Below are 14,876 nucleotides of genomic sequence, written 5' to 3'. Positions count from 1 at the left end.
GCTTCGACGCGTTCCTCAGAGAATCGGCGAGCAGCGGCTGCGCGGCCCTTGTCCCGTGCCGACGCCGGCCGGCCTTCAAGCACGCTGGCAACGACCCTGCGACCCGTCCCGGGGCAGACCGATCCCTTCCAAGACGAGGGGATTGCTGTCGTCGCCAGTGGGGGCGCGTCTGGATGATGGAACGACGACCCCGGTCTCGGCTGCGCCCGCTGGTCAGCGGGTCGGCGTCAACTGCCGACGCCCGGATCCGATGCGGGGGATTCGGCTCGTCGGCTTCATCACTGATGATCGGGCCATGCCGACCTGAACCAGAAAGCCCTGCAGACCATGGAGCCAACCCTTATCGACCGAAAGGGATCAGCTCGGCCCAAGGCAAATTCCGCGCATGCGCGTCTCGATCGGACAAAGGAGAAATTGGAGCGGGCGAAGGGATTCGAACCCTCGACCCCAACCTTGGCAAGGTTGTGCTCTACCCCTGAGCTACACCCGCCCGCTCCCCGGCAGCGCTTGATTCAGCGCCGCGGACGAGGGCTATATGGCGGAAAGCGCGGGCGATTGCAACAGGCAAGTGACGCTTCTTTCGCATCGCCGCGACGGGGCGCGTCCCAGGCGTCTTCAACCCCCGTTTCGCCTCTGTTTGAAGGCGCCGGCGCAACTGGCGATGCCGGGGACGTTCCGGCTGGAGCGCGCCGAGGATAGGATTTTCCGGCCGTCCATTCGAATCAGCTTGTCCCATGACGCCGACCGACTTCCTTCGCTGCACCATGGCAAATCCGACCAATGCCGCGCTGCTCGGCCGGCTGGCGGCCCTCGCCTTGCCGCAGTGCCACCTGACGGCGGGTTGCCTGTTCCAGACGGTCTGGAACGCGCGGTCGAGCCGCGAGCCGCGATGGGGGATCAAGGACTACGACGTCTTCTATTTCGACGAGCGCGACCTCTCCTTCGAGGCGGAGGACGCCGTGATTCGCGCGGTCGCGCGAGCCGTGGAGGATCTGGGCGTCACGGTCGAGGTGCGGAACCAGGCGCGGGTGCATCTCTGGTACGAGCACCGCTTCGGTTCGCCCTATCCGCAGCTCGTCTCGGCCAGAGACGGGATCGATCGCTTCCTCGTCGCCTGCACCTGCGTCGGTCTCGAGCTCGCGACCGGCGCGGTCTATGCGCCGGACGGCTTCGACGATCTCGAGGCGGGCATTTTGCGGATGAACAGCCGCCACGCCCGCCCGGAGCGATTCGCCGAGAAGGCCGCGCAGTATCGCGCGCGTTGGCCCTGGCTGACGATCGTGCCGTAACGGACGGAGGCGGCGTCAGCCGGTCGCGAGGCGTCAGGAGCGCGAATGGGCACCGCGCAGCGCGCCCGTGGCCTCTGCCGGCACGAGCGCCCCCATCGCCGGCGCCTACGCCAGATCGGCCACCACTGCGTCGAGCACCAGCATGCCGGCCGGCGTCGCGCGGATGCGGTCGGGGCCGAGCCGCTCGATCATGCCGTGGGCGCGCAGGTCCGATTCGCTGTCCGGGTCGATGTCGCGGCCGGCGAGGCGGCGCCAGCGGGCGAGATCGATGCCCTCCGCCAGCCTGAGACCCATCAGCAGGAGTTCGTCGGCCTGTTCCTCGGCCGACAGCGGCTCGTCCTCGACGGCGCCGGAGTCCCAGGCCTCGACCATCTTCAGCCAGGTCTCCGGCATTTTCTCGTTGGCGACGGCGTGCCGCACGCCGTCCTTCATCAGCCGACCATGCGCCCCGGGGCCGACGCCGGCATAGAGGCCGTAGCGCCAATAGGTGAGGTTGTGGCGCGATTCGGCGCCCGGCACCGCATGGTTGGAGATCTCGTAGGCGGGGAGGCCGCGCGCCGCCGTGAGCTGCTGCGTCGCCTCGTAAAGCGCTGCCGAGGTCTCGCCGTCCGGCACGATCAGCTTTCCCGCCTTGTGCAGCGCGTAGAACGGCGTGCCCTGCTCGATGGTCAGCTGGTAGAGCGACAGGTGGTCGGCGGCGAGGTCGATCGCCTGCGTCAGCTCCGCCTCCCAGGCCTCGACGCTCTGGTCCGGCCGGGCGTAGATCAGGTCGAAGGAGAGCCGCGGGAAGGTCTCGCGCGCCAGCCGGATCGCCCGCAGCGCCTCCGCGACGTCGTGCAGCCGGCCGAGGCGCTTCAGGTCTTCGTCGTTCAGCGCCTGGACGCCGAGCGAGACGCGGTTGACGCCGGCGGCGCGATAGCCGCGGAAGCGCTCCGCCTCGACGCTGGAGGGATTGGCCTCCATGGTGATCTCGGCGCCGCCTGCCACCGGCCAGTTGGCCGCGACGGCGTCGAGGATTCGCGCGACGGTCTTCGGCTCCATCAGCGAGGGGGTGCCGCCGCCGAGGAAGATCGACGTCACCGTCTCGCCGGGCGAGCGCCGGGCGGCTTCCTTCAGCTCGCGCTCGAAGGCCGCGGCATAGCGGTCCTGGTCGATCGGCTTGTGCCGGACATGGCTGTTGAAGTCGCAATAGGGGCATTTGGCCGCGCAGAAGGGCCAGTGGACGTAAACGCCGAAGCCGGGCTGGCGGTCCGGCGGCGTGAACGGCACGACTTCGGGGCCGGGTCGCATGAAGAGGGTCATTCCACTCCGAGCGCGTCGCGGGCGAATTTCTGGAAGGCGCGGGCGCGGTGGGAGAGGGCGGTCTCCTGCCCCGGCCGCCAGGCGTGCTTTTCCGCCGACATCATCTCGCCGAAGGTGCGGCTCTCGCCGTCCGGCAGGAACATCGGGTCGTAGCCGAAGCCGAGCGTGCCGCGCGGCGGCCAGATGGCCGTTCCGTGCACCTCGCCGCGGAAGAAGTGCGTCTCGCCGCCGGGCAGCGCCAGGCAGAGCACGGCGACGAAGGTGGCGCGGCGCTTGTCCGGCGTCGTCGCACCGGCGCTCTGCAACTTCTCCTCGACATTGCGCATCGCCATCGCGAAGTCGCGGTCCGGGCCGCCCCAGCGGGCCGAATAGATGCCGGGGTCGCCGTTCAGCGCTTCGAAGGCAATGCCTGAATCGTCGGACAGGGAGACGAGCCCGGTCGCCTTCAGCGAGGCGAGCGCCTTGATCTCGGCGTTCTCCTCGAAGGTCGTGCCGGTCTCCTCGGGATCGTCGAGGCCCTTCTCCGCGGCCGAGGTGATGGTGAAGCCGAAGGGCTCCATCAGCTCGCGGATCTCCCAGATCTTGCCGCGATTGTGGCTGGCGACGAGGAGCGGGCCGTCCTGCGGCTTCAGATGTCTCACCACATCTCTCCCAGCACGCGCCGCTGTGTGCCCACGAGTTCGTCGATGCCCTTCTTGGCGAGCGCCAGAAGCTGCATCAGCTCGTCCTGCGAGAAGGGCTCGCCCTCGGCCGTGCCCTGGATCTCGACGATGCCGCCGCCGCCGGTCATGACGAAATTGGCGTCGGTGTCGCAGGTGGAATCCTCGGCATAGTCGAGGTCGAGCACCGGCTCGCCGGCGTAGATGCCGCAGGAGACCGCAGCGACGTGGCCGAGGAGGACGTCGCGGCGCTTCACCATGGCCCGCTCTTCCATCCATTTGAGGCATTCGGCCAGCGCCACGAAGCCGCCGGTGATGCCGGCGGTGCGGGTGCCGCCGTCGGCCTGGATGACGTCGCAGTCGACGGTGATCTGGCGCTCGCCGAGGGCCTTCAGGTCGACCACGGCCCGCAGCGAGCGGCCGATCAGGCGCTGGATCTCCTGGGTCCGGCCGGACTGCTTGCCGGAAGCCGCCTCACGGCGCATGCGCTCGCCGGTCGCGCGCGGCAGCATGCCGTATTCGGCGGTGACCCAGCCCTTGCCGGAATTCTTCAGCCAGCCGGGGACCCGGTCTTCCAGGCTCGCGGTGCACAGGACCTCGGTATGGCCGAAGCGGACGAGGCAGGAGCCTTCCGCATGGCGCGAGACGCCGGTGTCCATGGTGACGTCGCGCATGGCATCGGCGGGGCGTTTGGAGGGGCGCATGGAGCCGTCCTGACCTGATCGAAAGCGATTGTTATCTGCGTCGGATTGAGCCGGGCTTGTAAAGGCCATGAGCCGAAGGATCAAAGACTTTCGAGACCTGCCTCGCGCACGCACGGCGGCACCCGCTCGCGGGCGAGCGGGTGCCGCGCCATCAAGGCGCCGATCATGAGAGGATGGAGCAGGCGTTCCCGCGACGGGCGAAGCGTCCTAGTGCCGGCCGCGCGCGAGCGTCACGGCCTGCTTCTGCATGTCGATGACGCAGGAATTATAGGCGGCGGTGCCGGCGACGAAGCCGAAGCGGGCGCATTCCTTTTCCGCCGAGACCGGCCGAGGGGCGGCGGACGAATAGCGGACAGCGGTACTGGTCGAGGTGCAGCCGGCGAGCGCGGCGACGGCGAGGAGGGCGAGCAGTGACTTCATTGCGGGATACCAGACAGACGAGATGATGCAGTCGGCATTGTGGCGCTCCGGCCGCCAAAAGCCATCCTCAACCGGTGGGAACGATGCCGATATCCTCCGAGATCGTTCGCGGAGGATATCCGGCGAACGTTGACTTCCCCATCTGGGGACAGAAAATGGTTCTATATGATCACGTTGGAGCAGAAGATGTCCGACGTCGGCCTCAGGGACGCCAAGACCGGCTTCTCAGGCTTCGTGGACCAGGCGATGAAGGGCGAGTTCGTCACCATCACGCGCCACGGCAAGCCTGTCGCGGCTCTCGTCTCGCTGGAAGCGGCGGAGATCGCTCGAAGGGCGCTCGGCAGGAAGCGGCCCGGACTGGTCTCTTATCTGAAGACGATTCCCGACCACGACGCGTTCGACCGGAACTCCGCGCCGCCCCGAGATCCCGAGCTGTGAGCGGATTTCTGCTCGATACGAACGTCCTGTCGCTCCTGTCTCCCGCCAACCTTGCCGGTCATGCCGAATTCGCAGCCTGGCTGGATCGGGTCGACGAGGCCGGCCGCGTCCTGCTGTCGGTCGTCAGCGTGCAGGAGGTCGAGAAGGCGATCGATCGTCTGGAACGCGGGAGCGCCACGGCCAAGGCGGCTGCACTGCGCCATTGGCTTGCCGGGCTGCTTGCGACCTTTCAGGACAAGATCCTGCCCATCGACGTCGACGTTGCGATCGTCGCGGGGCGGCTGGAATCGGCGGCACTCGCGGCAGGACATGATCCCGGCATGGCGGACGCTTTGATCGGCGGCACCGCCAAGGCTCATGGATTGACCGTCTTGACCCGGAACACGAGGCACTTTCTCCCCTTCGCGATCGACGTTGTCTCTCCGGAATACGCCATCTCGCTGCCGGTTTGAAAGGGCGGCGTTCTCAGGTCGTTTCCAAGGTTTCTCCGCTCAGAACGATTGCCGGGCGGCCTCTGCCGGCTGAACCGTCGGCGGCACCTCGGCCGCCTTTGCATGTTCCTGGAACACCCGGCCGACGCCGATGAGGATCGGGCGGTCGACGCCGATCCGGGCTACGATCGCGCCGAGGTTCTCCAGCGTTCCTGCCGCGCGGGTCTCGTCGTCGCGCGAGAGGTTCGCCGCGACCGCCACCGGCGTTCCCGCCGGCAGGCCGTTGGCGATCAGCCGCTCGGCGATCTTTCCCGCCATCCGCCCGCCCATGTAGAAGATCGTCGTCGCGTGGTCGTCGGCGAGCGCCGTCCATTCCAGATCCTCGGGCAGGCCGCCCTTCTTGGAATGGCCGGTGACGAAGCGGACCTGCTGCGCCCGGTCGCGATGGGTGAGCGAGACGCCGAAGGCGGCGGCGAGCGCCGAGGCCGCGGTGATGCCCGGCACGATCGCGACGGGGATCGCCTCGCGGCGCAGCTCGTCCAGTTCCTCGCCGGCGCGCCCGAACACCGAGACGTCGCCGGACTTCAGCCGCACGACATGCTTGCCGGCCTTGGCGAACTGCACCATCAGCGCGTTGATGTCCTCCTGGCGGCAGCTCTCGCGCGCCGCGCGCTTGCCGACCAGCATGCGCTTCGCCTCGCGCCGGGCAAGTTCTAGGATGTCGTCGGAGACGAGGTCGTCGAAGAGGATGACGTCGGCGGCCTGCAGCGCGCGCACCGCCTTCAGGGTCAGGAGTTCGGCCTCGCCGGGGCCGGCGCCGACGAGGGTGACGCGGCCGCCGGCGGCGGGGGACCGCGCGAGATCGGCGACGAAGCCGCGGGCGTCGCCCTCGGCTTCAGCGCCCGGCGGCCTGGTCGTGAAGGCGCTGTCGGAGAAGCGCTCCCAGAAGGCGCGGCGGAGCGGGCCCGGCGCGAGGCGGTCCATCACCTCGCCGCGCAGCTTCGAGGCGAGCGCCGCCCATCCGGCCAGCGCCGGCGGCAGCAGCGTCTCGATGCGCCGGCGGATCGCCTGGCCGAGGATCGGCGCGGCGCCGTCGGTGGAGATGCCGACGACGACGGGGGAGCGGTTGACGATCGAGCCGAAGCGGAAGTCGCAGAAGGCGGGCTTGTCCACGACGTTGACCGGCACGCCCGCGGCCCGCGCGGCGCAGGCGAAGGCCTGCGCTTCCGCCTCGCTGTCGATGTCGCCGACGGCGATCGCCGCGCCGGCGAAGACATCGGCCGACCAGGGCCGGTCGTGGTGGACGATGCGGCCGGAGGACGGCTTGGCGCCGAGAAGCTCCGCCATCTCCTCGCCGAGGTCGTCGCGCGGGACGTAGAGGTCGACGCCGGCACCCGCCGCGGCGAGAAGCTCGGCCTTCCAGGCCGCGCCCGCTCCGCCGCCGGCCATCACCGCCCGCTTGCCCGCAAGGTCGAAGAACACCGGCAGGCTCGCAAGGGCGCCCATGCGCTGCGAGCGGGCGCGCGCTTCGCCGTCCTCATGGGGATCGGCCCGGTGAATATCGGCAAGATGCAGGGTCGGAATGCCGCTGAGCCTGCGCTCGGCCATGGTCTCGTCTTTCGCTGGTCCCGGTCGGATGACTGGCTAAGGGCGTAGATAAGCCGCCGCGGTCCCCGTTGGCGAGGCGAGATTTTGCGCGACACGGCCTTCCTGCGGATTGCCTTGCGCTTGCGCGGGCGGATCCGCGAATGGAGGTGCGCCGCGACGCCGTCGCGCCGGGGCCTGCAGAAAAACGAAGAGCGTTACCCGCTCGTCAGTCTCGGCCGAGATGCTCCGCCGCCTGATCGAACACGTCGACGAACATCGCCTCGGTCAGCCGGCCGGTGTTCGTGTTGTAGCGCGAGCAGTGGTAGCTGGAGAAAATCCGCAGGCCGCTAAGATCCGCCGCCGCGCCGTGACCGAAGGGCGCCGTGCTCGGGCGGGCGCCGAGCGCGCGCACCGTCGAATCGTGGGCGATGCGGCCAAGCGTGACGATGGCCCGCAGATGGGCGAAGCGCCCGATCGTCCCGGCGAGGAAGTCGCGGCAGGTGTTGATCTCCGCGCCGACCGGCTTGTTCTCCGGCGGGACGCAACGGACGGCGTTGGTGATCGCCGTCCCGATCAGTTCCAGCCCGTCGTCCGGGCGCGCGTCGAAGCGGCCGTTGGCGAAACCGAAGCGGGACAGCGTGGCGTAGAGGAGGTCTCCGGCATAGTCGCCGGTGAAGGGCCGGCCGGTCCGGTTGGCGCCGCGAAGGCCCGGGGCCAGCCCGACGACGAGGAGCCTTACGGCGTCCGGCCCGCCTTCCGGCAAGAAGCTCGGCACCGGCGCGTTGTGCCAGCCCGGTTCGCGCGAGCGCCAGGTCTCGCGGAAGTCGACGAGGCGCGGGCAGAGCGGGCAGTCGCGGCCAGGCTCGGCGCAGCGGGGACGGGCGGCAGGGCCGCTAGTGGCGGATCGAATCATGCGCGGTCAGATCGAGGCGGCGTGCCGATCAATAGTCGTCGCCGTCTTCCGCCTCGGCGCGGCGAGCAAGCCGCGCCTCGCGCTCGGCCGGATTGCGCCCGACATCGCCCTTCAGCGAGGCGAGGTCGATGAAGTGGTCGGCCTGACGGCGCAGGTCGTCGGCGATCATCGGCGGCGTGGTCGAGAGGGTGGAGACGACGGACACCTTGCGGCCGCGGCGCTGCAGCGCCTCGACCAGCGAGCGGAAATCGCCGTCGCCGGAGAACAGGACGAAGTGATCGACCGTGTCGACGAGTTCCATCGCGTCGATCGCCAGCTCGATGTCCATATTGCCCTTGATCTTGCGCCGGCCGGTCTGGTCGGTGAACTCCTTGGCCGGCTTGGTGACGACGCGATAGCCGTTGTAGTCTAGCCAATCTATCAGCGGCCGGATCGAGGAGTACTCGTTATCCTCGATCAGCGCGGTGTAGTAGTACGCCCTCAGGACGTAGGCATGCTGCTGGAAGAACGCCAGCATCTTCTTGTAGTCGATGTCGAAGCCGAGATTCTTCGATGTCGCGTAAAGATTGGCGCCGTCGATGAAGAGTGCAATTTTCTCGCGCTGATCGAACATTATTGGACAACTTCCATTAGTAAAGAGGCAGTAGCAGGAAAGGCTGCGAGAGACTTCGAAGCGTCAGTCTAACACGGCGGGCTGCGCCCGAATATCTGATTCAGTCGCGGCGACCCTAAGCGGTCGATGGAGCCGTGCCAATGGTCGGCTCCGGTCGATGCCGCGCTGCAGCGCATCATAGCCCTTGTGGGGCGCGTCCGAAAGAGTTATGTGAACGGCTTCACCATCGAATTCGGTTGAGCCAGGAGACAGGCATGGCCCGTGTCACCGTAGAAGATTGCGTCGATAAGGTCGAAAACCGCTTCGAGCTGGTTTTGCTGGCGAGCCACAGGGCGCGGCAGATTTCGCAGGGTCAGCAGATCACCGTCGACCGCGACAACGACAAGAACCCTGTCGTTGCGCTGCGCGAGATCGCCGACGAGACGCTGTCGCCCGGCGATCTGAAGGAAGATCTGATCCACTCGCTGCAGAAGCACGTCGAGGTCGACGAGCCGGAGCAGCAGCCCCAGCCGGCCGCGCCGCAGCGTCGCATCACCGCGGAAGCGGCGCCCGCCGAAGCCGCCGCCGCGCCGCAGGGCGAGGAGGAAGAGCAGATTTCCTTCGACCGGATGTCTGAGGACGAACTGCTCGCCGGCATCGAGGGTCTGGTCCCGCCGGAAAAGACGGAAGATTTTTGACCGGGCCGGCTCACCGCCACTTTCGGTTAACCCGCTAGGGTTCCTATATAAGGGGCGTCACCGCAGCGGCGGTGGCGCCCCTTTTTCGTTCCCGATCCTTGAAGACTGAGGCGATCGCCGCAAACAATGATGCGTCAATACGAGCTCGTCGAGCGCGTCGCGGCCTATAAGCCCGATCTCGACGAAGCGCTGCTCAACAGGGCCTATGTCTACGCCATGCAGAAGCATGGCGCCCAGAAGCGTGCCAGCGGCGACCCGTACTTCTCCCATCCGCTGGAAGTCGCGGCGATCCTGACGCAGATGCATCTCGACGAGGCGACCGTCGCCGTCGCGCTCCTGCACGACACGATCGAGGACACCGACGCCACCCGCAAGGAGATCGACCAGCTCTTCGGCCCGAAGATCGGCCAGCTGGTCGAGGGGCTGACCAAGCTCAAGCGGCTCGACCTCGTCTCGAAGAAGGCCGCCCAGGCGGAGAACCTGCGCAAGCTGCTCTTGGCGATCGCCGACGACATCCGTGTCCTGCTCGTCAAGCTCGCCGACCGCCTGCACAACATGCGCACGCTCGGCCACATGGCGCCGGAGAAGCGTGCCCGCATCGCCCAGGAGACGATGGACATCTATGCGCCGCTCGCCGGGCGCATGGGCATGCAGGACATGCGCGAGGAACTCGAGAACCTCGCCTTCCGGCATGTGAACCTGGAGGCCTTCGAGACGATCAGCCAGCGGCTGGCCGAGCTGCGCGACCGGCATGCCGACCGTATCGCGGCGATCGAGCGCGACCTCACCGAGCGGCTGGCCGAAAGCGGCATCGAGGCCAAGGTCTACGGCCGCCAGAAGAAGCCTTATTCGGTGTTCTCCAAGATGCAGCGCAAGGCGCTGTCGCTGGAGCAGCTCTCCGACATCTTCGGCTTCCGGGTGATCGTGACGACCGAGGAGGAGTGCTACCGCACGCTCGGCATCGTCCACCGGACCTGGCCGATGGTCCCCGGCCGCTTCAAGGACTACATCTCGACACCGAAGCAGAATGACTACCGCTCGCTGCACACGACGATCGTCGGTCCCTCGCGCCAGCGCGTCGAGCTGCAGATCCGCACCCAGCAGATGCACGAGATCGCCGAGTACGGCGTTGCCGCCCATTCGGTCTACAAGGACCTCGGCAGCGAGGAGGACGCGCGCGTCCACCTGTCGAAGGACTCCAACGCCTATGGCTGGCTGCGGCGCACGATCGAGCTTCTGGCGACCGGCGACAATCCGGAAGAGTTCCTGGAGCACACCAAGCTCGAGTTGTTCCAGGACCAGGTGTTCTGCTTCACGCCCAAGGGGCAGCTGATCGCGCTGCCGCGCGGCGCGACGCCGATCGACTTCGCCTATGCCGTCCACACCGAGATCGGCGACAGCTGCGTCGGCTGCAAGATCGACGGGCGGATCATGCCGGTGATGACGGAACTCGCCAATGGCGACGAGGTGGAGATCATCCGCGCCAAGGGCGCGACGCCGCCGCAGGCCTGGGAGACCATCGCCGTCACCGGCAAGGCCCGCGCCGCCATCCGCCGGGCGACGCGTGCTTCCATCCGTCGACAGTATTCCGGCCTCGGCCAGCAGATTCTCGAGCGCACCTTCGCCCGCTCGGGCAAGACCTTCTCGCGCGACGCGCTGAAGCCGCTGATCGGCAAGCTCGGCCACCGCGATATCGAGGACGCGCTCGCCGCGGTCGGCCGGGGCGAACTCTCGTCGACCGACGTCCTGAAGGCGGTCCATCCCGACTATCAGGACAGCCGCATCACCAAGCCGATCCCGCGGCGCGACGAAGAGGGCTGGTTCAATCTGCGCACCGCCGCCGGGATGATCTTCCGCGTGCCGGGACGCCCGAAGGCCAGGGAGAAGGAGAGGGGCGGCGGCGGCGCCAACGCCATTCCGATCCGCGGCGTCGGCGGCGAGATGCCGGTGCATTTCGGCCCCGACGGGGCGGTGCCGGGCGATCGGATCGTCGGCATCATCGAACCCGGCAAGGGCATCACCATCTATCCCATCCAGTCGCCGGCGCTCACCGCCTATGACGAGCAGCCGGACCGCTGGGTCGACGTGCGCTGGGACATCGACGCGGCACTGAAGAACCGCTTTCCGGCGCGGATCATGCTCTCGGCGATCAACGAGCCGGGATCGCTGGCGGAGATCGCCGAGACGATCGCCGTCAACGACGCCAACATCCACAACCTCTCCATGGTCTCGACCGCGCCGGACTTCACGAAGATGGTGATCGAGCTGGAAGTCTGGGACCTTGCGCATCTCAACCGGACGCTGAAGCAGCTGCGCGCCAAGGACTGCATCTCGGAGGTGTCGCGGGTGAACGGCTGACGCTCTTAAGCCTTGCCGACCGGAACGGCGGCCCTGCCGCAATTCGGTCAGTGGAGCGCGTTAGCTGCTCAGCGAACGAGCGGCTGGACCTTCGGCCCGTTATGCTCTTTTCTCCTCGCGAGACGTTCGACATCGCGGCCGAACCGGCCCTTCGGAGACTGCCACTTCCATGCTGTTCAGGCGGCGCCAGCCCCAGCCCTTCGCGTCCCGCATCCGGACGATCATCTGGCCGCGCCGATCCTTCTCGCGCTCGTTCCACTATTTCCGCAAGCGCGTCCTGAGGCTGAACGCAACGCCGCACGCCATCGCCGCGGGCTTTGCCGCAGGGGCCGCGATGTCGTTCACGCCCTTCATCGGCTTCCACTTCCTGATGGCCTTCGCGCTCGCCTATGTCCTGGCGGGCAACATGGCCGCCGCCGCACTTGGCACGATGATCGGCAATCCCGCGAGCTTCCCCTTCATCTGGGGCGCCACCTACGAGATCGGTCAGTACATCCTCCACGGCCACCAGATCGAGGAGCGATCGGCGCTCAAGCTCGGCCATGCGCTGGCGCATATGGACTTCGTGGCGATCTGGAAGCCGATCGTCGAACCGATGCTGATCGGGGCGGTGCCGCTCGGCCTCGGGGTCGGTCTGTTGTCCTATACGGCGGTCTTCTTCGCCGCGCGCAGCTTTCAGGCGCATCGGGCGCGCCGCATGGCTTCTCTGCGCGACGAGCGGCGCGCCCGTAGCGCTGCGCGGCGGTCCGCGCCGGCGAAGGAGCGCCCGGAACTGCGCCGGCACCCTTCGGCCGGGGCGAACCCGGCCGCCGACGAAGTTTAGCAATCGTCAAGTTGCCCCGGCCAAGGCGAGCCGGTAGAAGGCGCCATGCGGCGTGGCCGCGAGGAAATCATGAGACAGAAGGCAGTGGGCACCATGGTCGACCAGGCCGAACGGACGGAAAAGGGCGGCTTCGGCGAAACCGTGAAGGTCATCATCCAGGCGCTGCTGCTCGCTCTGGTGATCCGCACCTTCCTGTTCCAGCCCTTCTCGATCCCGTCCGGATCGATGATGCCGACGCTGCTCGTCGGCGACTACCTCTTCGTCTCGAAATGGAGCTACGGCTTCTCGAAATACTCCTTCCCGTTCTCCCCCGACATCTTCAACGGGCGGATCCTCGCCTCGCAGCCGCATCGCGGCGACATCGTCGTCTTCCGCAAGCCGCACGAGGAGAGCGTCGACTACATCAAGCGACTGGTCGGCCTGCCCGGCGACCACATCCAGGTGAAGAACGACATCCTCTACATCAACGGCAAGCCGGTGCCGCGCGTGCCGGCCGGGGAGTTCGTCGCCGGAGACGGCACCCATGTGCAGCAGTTCAAGGAGACGCTGCCGAACGGGGTATCCTACATCACGCTCAATCTCAGCGACAATTCGCCGGGCGACAACACCCGCGAATTCGTCGTGCCGCCCGGCCATTACTTCATGATGGGCGACAACCGCGACAACTCGCTGGATAGCCGTTTCGACGTCGGCTACGTGCCGTTCGAGAACTTCGTCGGCAAGGCGCAGGTGATCTTCTTCTCGATCAAGGACGACGTCTCGCCGCTGGAGCTGTGGAACTGGCCGGCGGATCTGCGGCCTTCCCGCATCTTCACATGGCTCGGCTGACGCGGGAGAAGCCGCTCGAGGCGCTGGAGGAGCGGATCGGCATCCGCTTCCGGGACAAGGCCCGGTTCGAACGGGCCCTGACCCATTCCAGTCTCAAGTCCGGCGGCGGCGGCGAGGCGAGCTATGAGCGGCTGGAATTCCTCGGCGACCGGGTGCTCGGCCTCGTCGTCGCGGAGAAGCTCTTCGCCCTGTTCCCGAAAGCCGACGAGGGCGAGCTGTCGCTGCGGCTGAACGCGCTGGTCAGCGCCGAGGCCTGCGCCGAAATCGCCGACGAGATCGGCCTCTTCGACTTCGTGCGTCAGGGCGGCGACCTGAAGAAGCTGCGGGGCGAGCGCACGCGCAACATCCGCGCCGACCTCGTCGAGTCGCTGATCGCCGCCATCTATCTCGGCGAGGGCCTGGACACCGCCCGCGACTTCATCGAGCGCCACTGGGGCGGACGGCTGGACGAGGCGGTCTCGGCGCGGCGCGACGCCAAGACCGCACTGCAGGAATGGGCGCATCAGAAGGGGCCGACCCCGCCGCGCTACGAGGTGATCGAGCGGACGGGACCCGACCACGAGCCGGTCTTCACCGTGCGGGTGGTCATCCCGGACGTCGAGCCGGCACAAGGGCAGGGGCGCTCCAAGCGCCTCGCGGAACAGAGTGCGGCAGAGAGCGTGCTTCGGCGCGAGGCCGTCTGGAAGGATGATTGAGTGACGAGCGACGGGACAGGACCGGAAGCGGACGGGACGACGGCGGGAGCGGGCGAGGGCTCGAGCGCGCCGACGCGCTCCGGCTTCGTCGCGCTGATCGGCGCGCCGAACGCCGGCAAGTCGACGCTGGTCAACCAGCTGGTCGGCACCAAGGTCTCGATCGTCACCCACAAGGTGCAGACGACGCGGGCGCTGGTGCGCGGCATCGCGATCCACGAGCGCACGCAGATCGTCTTCGTCGACACGCCGGGCGTGTTCGCGCCGAAGAGCCGGCTCGACCGGGCGATGGTGAAGACCGCCTGGTCCGGCGCCAAGGATGCCGACATCGTGCTTGCCATCGTCGACGCCGAGCGCGGGCTGAACGACGAGGTCGACGTCATCCTGAAGCGGCTCTCCGAGCGGCCGGGCCGCAAGGTGCTCCTCCTCAACAAGGTCGACCGGATCAAGCGCGACAAGCTGCTCGGCCTGACCAAGGAGATCACCGAGCGGGCCGAGTTCGACAAGGTCTTCATGATCTCGGCGCTGAACGGCTCGGGCTGCGCCGACCTGATGGCCTGGCTCGCCGCGGAGCTTCCCGAGGGGCCGTGGTACTATCCGGAGGACCAGATCTCCGACCTGCCGCTGCGCCAGCTCGCCGCCGAGATCACCCGCGAGAAGCTGTTCCTGCGCCTGCATCAGGAACTGCCCTACGCCTCCCATGTCGAGACCGAGCTGTGGGAGACCCGCCCCGACGGCTCGGCCCGCGTCGAACAGACGATCTATGTCGAGCGCGACAGCCAGAAGAAGATCGTCATCGGCCACAGGGGCGAGACGATCAAGGCGATCGGCCAGGCCGCGCGCAAGGAGATCATCGAGGCGGCCGAGCAGACGGTCCACCTCTTCCTGTTCGTCAAGGTCCGCGAGAACTGGAGCGACGACCCCGAGCGCTATCGTGAGATGGGGCTGGAGTTTCCGCGGTAGGGGCGCTGTATCGGGTGGCGCAGCCGGAAGTGGCCGCCGCATCGACTGGGGCGCTCTGTGCCGAGCCGGCGCGCAACCTGATCCGACTCGCGTCCGCGGGGGGCGCCTGCCTGCTTCAGAGAAGCACACGGGGGGAGTGGACGGTTGCAAAGCTATCCGCGGCTTCCTCCTGACCGAAC

16 protein-coding genes and 1 tRNA gene are annotated in these 14,876 nt (G+C 67.7%); 9 read left to right on the top strand and 8 right to left on the bottom strand.

Annotated features, from left to right (window positions below):
• Nucleotides 1–415 precede the first annotated feature (415 nt).
• Nucleotides 416–490, bottom strand: a tRNA-Gly gene (locus tag AB5S17_RS05465).
• A gap of 244 nt (nt 491–734) precedes the next feature.
• Between AB5S17_RS05465 and AB5S17_RS05460 the strand changes: the two genes are divergently transcribed.
• Nucleotides 735–1,289 (top strand): nucleotidyltransferase family protein, encoded by a 555-nt coding sequence (locus AB5S17_RS05460; RefSeq protein ID WP_369236954.1) that lies wholly within the window; start codon nt 735–737, stop codon nt 1,287–1,289.
• A 105-nt stretch (nt 1,290–1,394) separates the two neighbouring features.
• Here the strand turns inward: AB5S17_RS05460 and hemW are convergent, their stop codons facing one another.
• The 4 genes from hemW to AB5S17_RS05440 all read right to left on the bottom strand — a co-directional run bounded on the left by hemW (nt 1,395) and on the right by AB5S17_RS05440 (nt 4,374).
• The gene (hemW, locus tag AB5S17_RS05455) at nt 1,395–2,591 is read right to left on the bottom strand and encodes a radical SAM family heme chaperone HemW (RefSeq protein WP_369236952.1); all 1,197 of its coding nucleotides are present in this window, start codon (nt 2,589–2,591) and stop codon (nt 1,395–1,397) included.
• Nucleotides 2,588–3,232, bottom strand: coding sequence for a non-canonical purine NTP pyrophosphatase (locus AB5S17_RS05450; RefSeq protein ID WP_369236950.1), 645 nt, complete (start codon nt 3,230–3,232; stop codon nt 2,588–2,590). Before AB5S17_RS05450 ends, hemW begins: the two co-directional genes overlap by 4 nt.
• Nucleotides 3,229–3,954 (bottom strand): ribonuclease PH, encoded by a 726-nt coding sequence (gene rph / locus AB5S17_RS05445; protein WP_369236948.1) that lies wholly within the window; start codon nt 3,952–3,954, stop codon nt 3,229–3,231. The genes AB5S17_RS05450 and rph overlap by 4 nt, the downstream gene beginning before the upstream one ends.
• 207 nt (nt 3,955–4,161) lie before the next feature.
• Entirely contained in the window at nt 4,162–4,374 is a 213-nt protein-coding gene (locus tag AB5S17_RS05440; RefSeq protein WP_369236946.1) for a hypothetical protein, read from the bottom strand.
• Between the two features lie 186 nt (nt 4,375–4,560).
• Here AB5S17_RS05440 and AB5S17_RS05435 point away from each other — a divergent pair, with 186 nt between their 5' ends.
• Together AB5S17_RS05435 and AB5S17_RS05430 are read left to right on the top strand one after the other, a co-directional pair.
• Entirely contained in the window at nt 4,561–4,812 is a 252-nt protein-coding gene (locus AB5S17_RS05435; protein WP_369237405.1) for a type II toxin-antitoxin system Phd/YefM family antitoxin, read from the top strand.
• Nucleotides 4,809–5,264 (top strand): type II toxin-antitoxin system VapC family toxin, encoded by a 456-nt coding sequence (locus tag AB5S17_RS05430; RefSeq protein WP_369236944.1) that lies wholly within the window; start codon nt 4,809–4,811, stop codon nt 5,262–5,264. The genes AB5S17_RS05435 and AB5S17_RS05430 overlap by 4 nt, the downstream gene beginning before the upstream one ends.
• 39 nt (nt 5,265–5,303) lie before the next feature.
• On the opposite strand, the gene cysG is transcribed toward AB5S17_RS05430, so the two are convergent.
• From cysG to AB5S17_RS05415, 3 genes are all read right to left on the bottom strand, one after another.
• Entirely contained in the window at nt 5,304–6,749 is a 1,446-nt protein-coding gene (gene cysG, locus AB5S17_RS05425; RefSeq protein WP_369237403.1) for a siroheme synthase CysG, read from the bottom strand.
• Nucleotides 6,750–7,056: 307 nt separating this feature from the next.
• Nucleotides 7,057–7,743: a uracil-DNA glycosylase gene (locus AB5S17_RS05420; RefSeq protein WP_369236942.1), complete on the bottom strand. Its 687-nt coding sequence runs from the start codon at nt 7,741–7,743 to the stop codon at nt 7,057–7,059.
• A 28-nt stretch (nt 7,744–7,771) separates the two neighbouring features.
• Complete coding sequence (locus AB5S17_RS05415) at nt 7,772–8,356, bottom strand: NYN domain-containing protein (RefSeq protein WP_369236940.1); 585 nt, start codon at nt 8,354–8,356, stop codon at nt 7,772–7,774.
• A gap of 254 nt (nt 8,357–8,610) precedes the next feature.
• Here AB5S17_RS05415 and rpoZ point away from each other — a divergent pair, with 254 nt between their 5' ends.
• From rpoZ to era, 6 genes are all read left to right on the top strand, one after another.
• Nucleotides 8,611–9,033: a DNA-directed RNA polymerase subunit omega gene (rpoZ, locus tag AB5S17_RS05410; RefSeq protein WP_369236938.1), complete on the top strand. Its 423-nt coding sequence runs from the start codon at nt 8,611–8,613 to the stop codon at nt 9,031–9,033.
• A gap of 126 nt (nt 9,034–9,159) precedes the next feature.
• Nucleotides 9,160–11,391, top strand: coding sequence for a bifunctional (p)ppGpp synthetase/guanosine-3',5'-bis(diphosphate) 3'-pyrophosphohydrolase (locus AB5S17_RS05405; protein WP_369236936.1), 2,232 nt, complete (start codon nt 9,160–9,162; stop codon nt 11,389–11,391).
• 169 nt (nt 11,392–11,560) lie between these two features.
• Nucleotides 11,561–12,214 (top strand): DUF2062 domain-containing protein, encoded by a 654-nt coding sequence (locus AB5S17_RS05400; protein ID WP_369236934.1) that lies wholly within the window; start codon nt 11,561–11,563, stop codon nt 12,212–12,214.
• A 93-nt stretch (nt 12,215–12,307) separates the two neighbouring features.
• Nucleotides 12,308–13,042 (top strand): signal peptidase I, encoded by a 735-nt coding sequence (gene lepB / locus AB5S17_RS05395; RefSeq protein WP_369237401.1) that lies wholly within the window; start codon nt 12,308–12,310, stop codon nt 13,040–13,042.
• Nucleotides 13,030–13,737 (top strand): ribonuclease III, encoded by a 708-nt coding sequence (gene rnc / locus AB5S17_RS05390; protein WP_369236932.1) that lies wholly within the window; start codon nt 13,030–13,032, stop codon nt 13,735–13,737. The genes lepB and rnc overlap by 13 nt, the downstream gene beginning before the upstream one ends.
• Nucleotides 13,738–14,697, top strand: a complete 960-nt coding sequence (era, locus tag AB5S17_RS05385) for a GTPase Era (protein ID WP_369236930.1) — start codon at nt 13,738–13,740, stop codon at nt 14,695–14,697.
• Nucleotides 14,698–14,876: the final 179 nt, after the last annotated feature.

This window comes from Jiella sp. M17.18, from assembly GCF_041027365.1.
Classification (GTDB): domain Bacteria; phylum Pseudomonadota; class Alphaproteobacteria; order Rhizobiales; family Rhizobiaceae; genus VKMB-3413.
Note: the sequence above shows the minus strand (reverse complement) of the source record. Positions and strands in the feature narration are given on the sequence as shown.

Excerpts from the sequence above, each read along its gene's own strand:
- AB5S17_RS05460 (WP_369236954.1), top strand. The coding sequence starts at position 735 with ATGACGCCGACCGACTTCCTTCGCTGCACCATGGCAAATCCGACCAAT.
- hemW (WP_369236952.1), bottom strand. The coding sequence starts at position 2,591 with ATGACCCTCTTCATGCGACCCGGCCCCGAAGTCGTGCCGTTCACGCCG.
- rph (WP_369236948.1), bottom strand. The coding sequence starts at position 3,954 with ATGCGCCCCTCCAAACGCCCCGCCGATGCCATGCGCGACGTCACCATG.
- AB5S17_RS05440 (WP_369236946.1), bottom strand. The coding sequence starts at position 4,374 with ATGAAGTCACTGCTCGCCCTCCTCGCCGTCGCCGCGCTCGCCGGCTGC.
- AB5S17_RS05435 (WP_369237405.1), top strand. The coding sequence starts at position 4,561 with ATGTCCGACGTCGGCCTCAGGGACGCCAAGACCGGCTTCTCAGGCTTC.
- cysG (WP_369237403.1), bottom strand. The coding sequence starts at position 6,749 with ATGGGCGCCCTTGCGAGCCTGCCGGTGTTCTTCGACCTTGCGGGCAAG.
- AB5S17_RS05420 (WP_369236942.1), bottom strand. The coding sequence starts at position 7,743 with ATGATTCGATCCGCCACTAGCGGCCCTGCCGCCCGTCCCCGCTGCGCC.
- AB5S17_RS05415 (WP_369236940.1), bottom strand. The coding sequence starts at position 8,356 with ATGTTCGATCAGCGCGAGAAAATTGCACTCTTCATCGACGGCGCCAAT.
- rpoZ (WP_369236938.1), top strand. The coding sequence starts at position 8,611 with ATGGCCCGTGTCACCGTAGAAGATTGCGTCGATAAGGTCGAAAACCGC.
- AB5S17_RS05405 (WP_369236936.1), top strand. The coding sequence starts at position 9,160 with ATGATGCGTCAATACGAGCTCGTCGAGCGCGTCGCGGCCTATAAGCCC.
- AB5S17_RS05400 (WP_369236934.1), top strand. The coding sequence starts at position 11,561 with ATGCTGTTCAGGCGGCGCCAGCCCCAGCCCTTCGCGTCCCGCATCCGG.
- lepB (WP_369237401.1), top strand. The coding sequence starts at position 12,308 with ATGGTCGACCAGGCCGAACGGACGGAAAAGGGCGGCTTCGGCGAAACC.
- rnc (WP_369236932.1), top strand. The coding sequence starts at position 13,030 with ATGGCTCGGCTGACGCGGGAGAAGCCGCTCGAGGCGCTGGAGGAGCGG.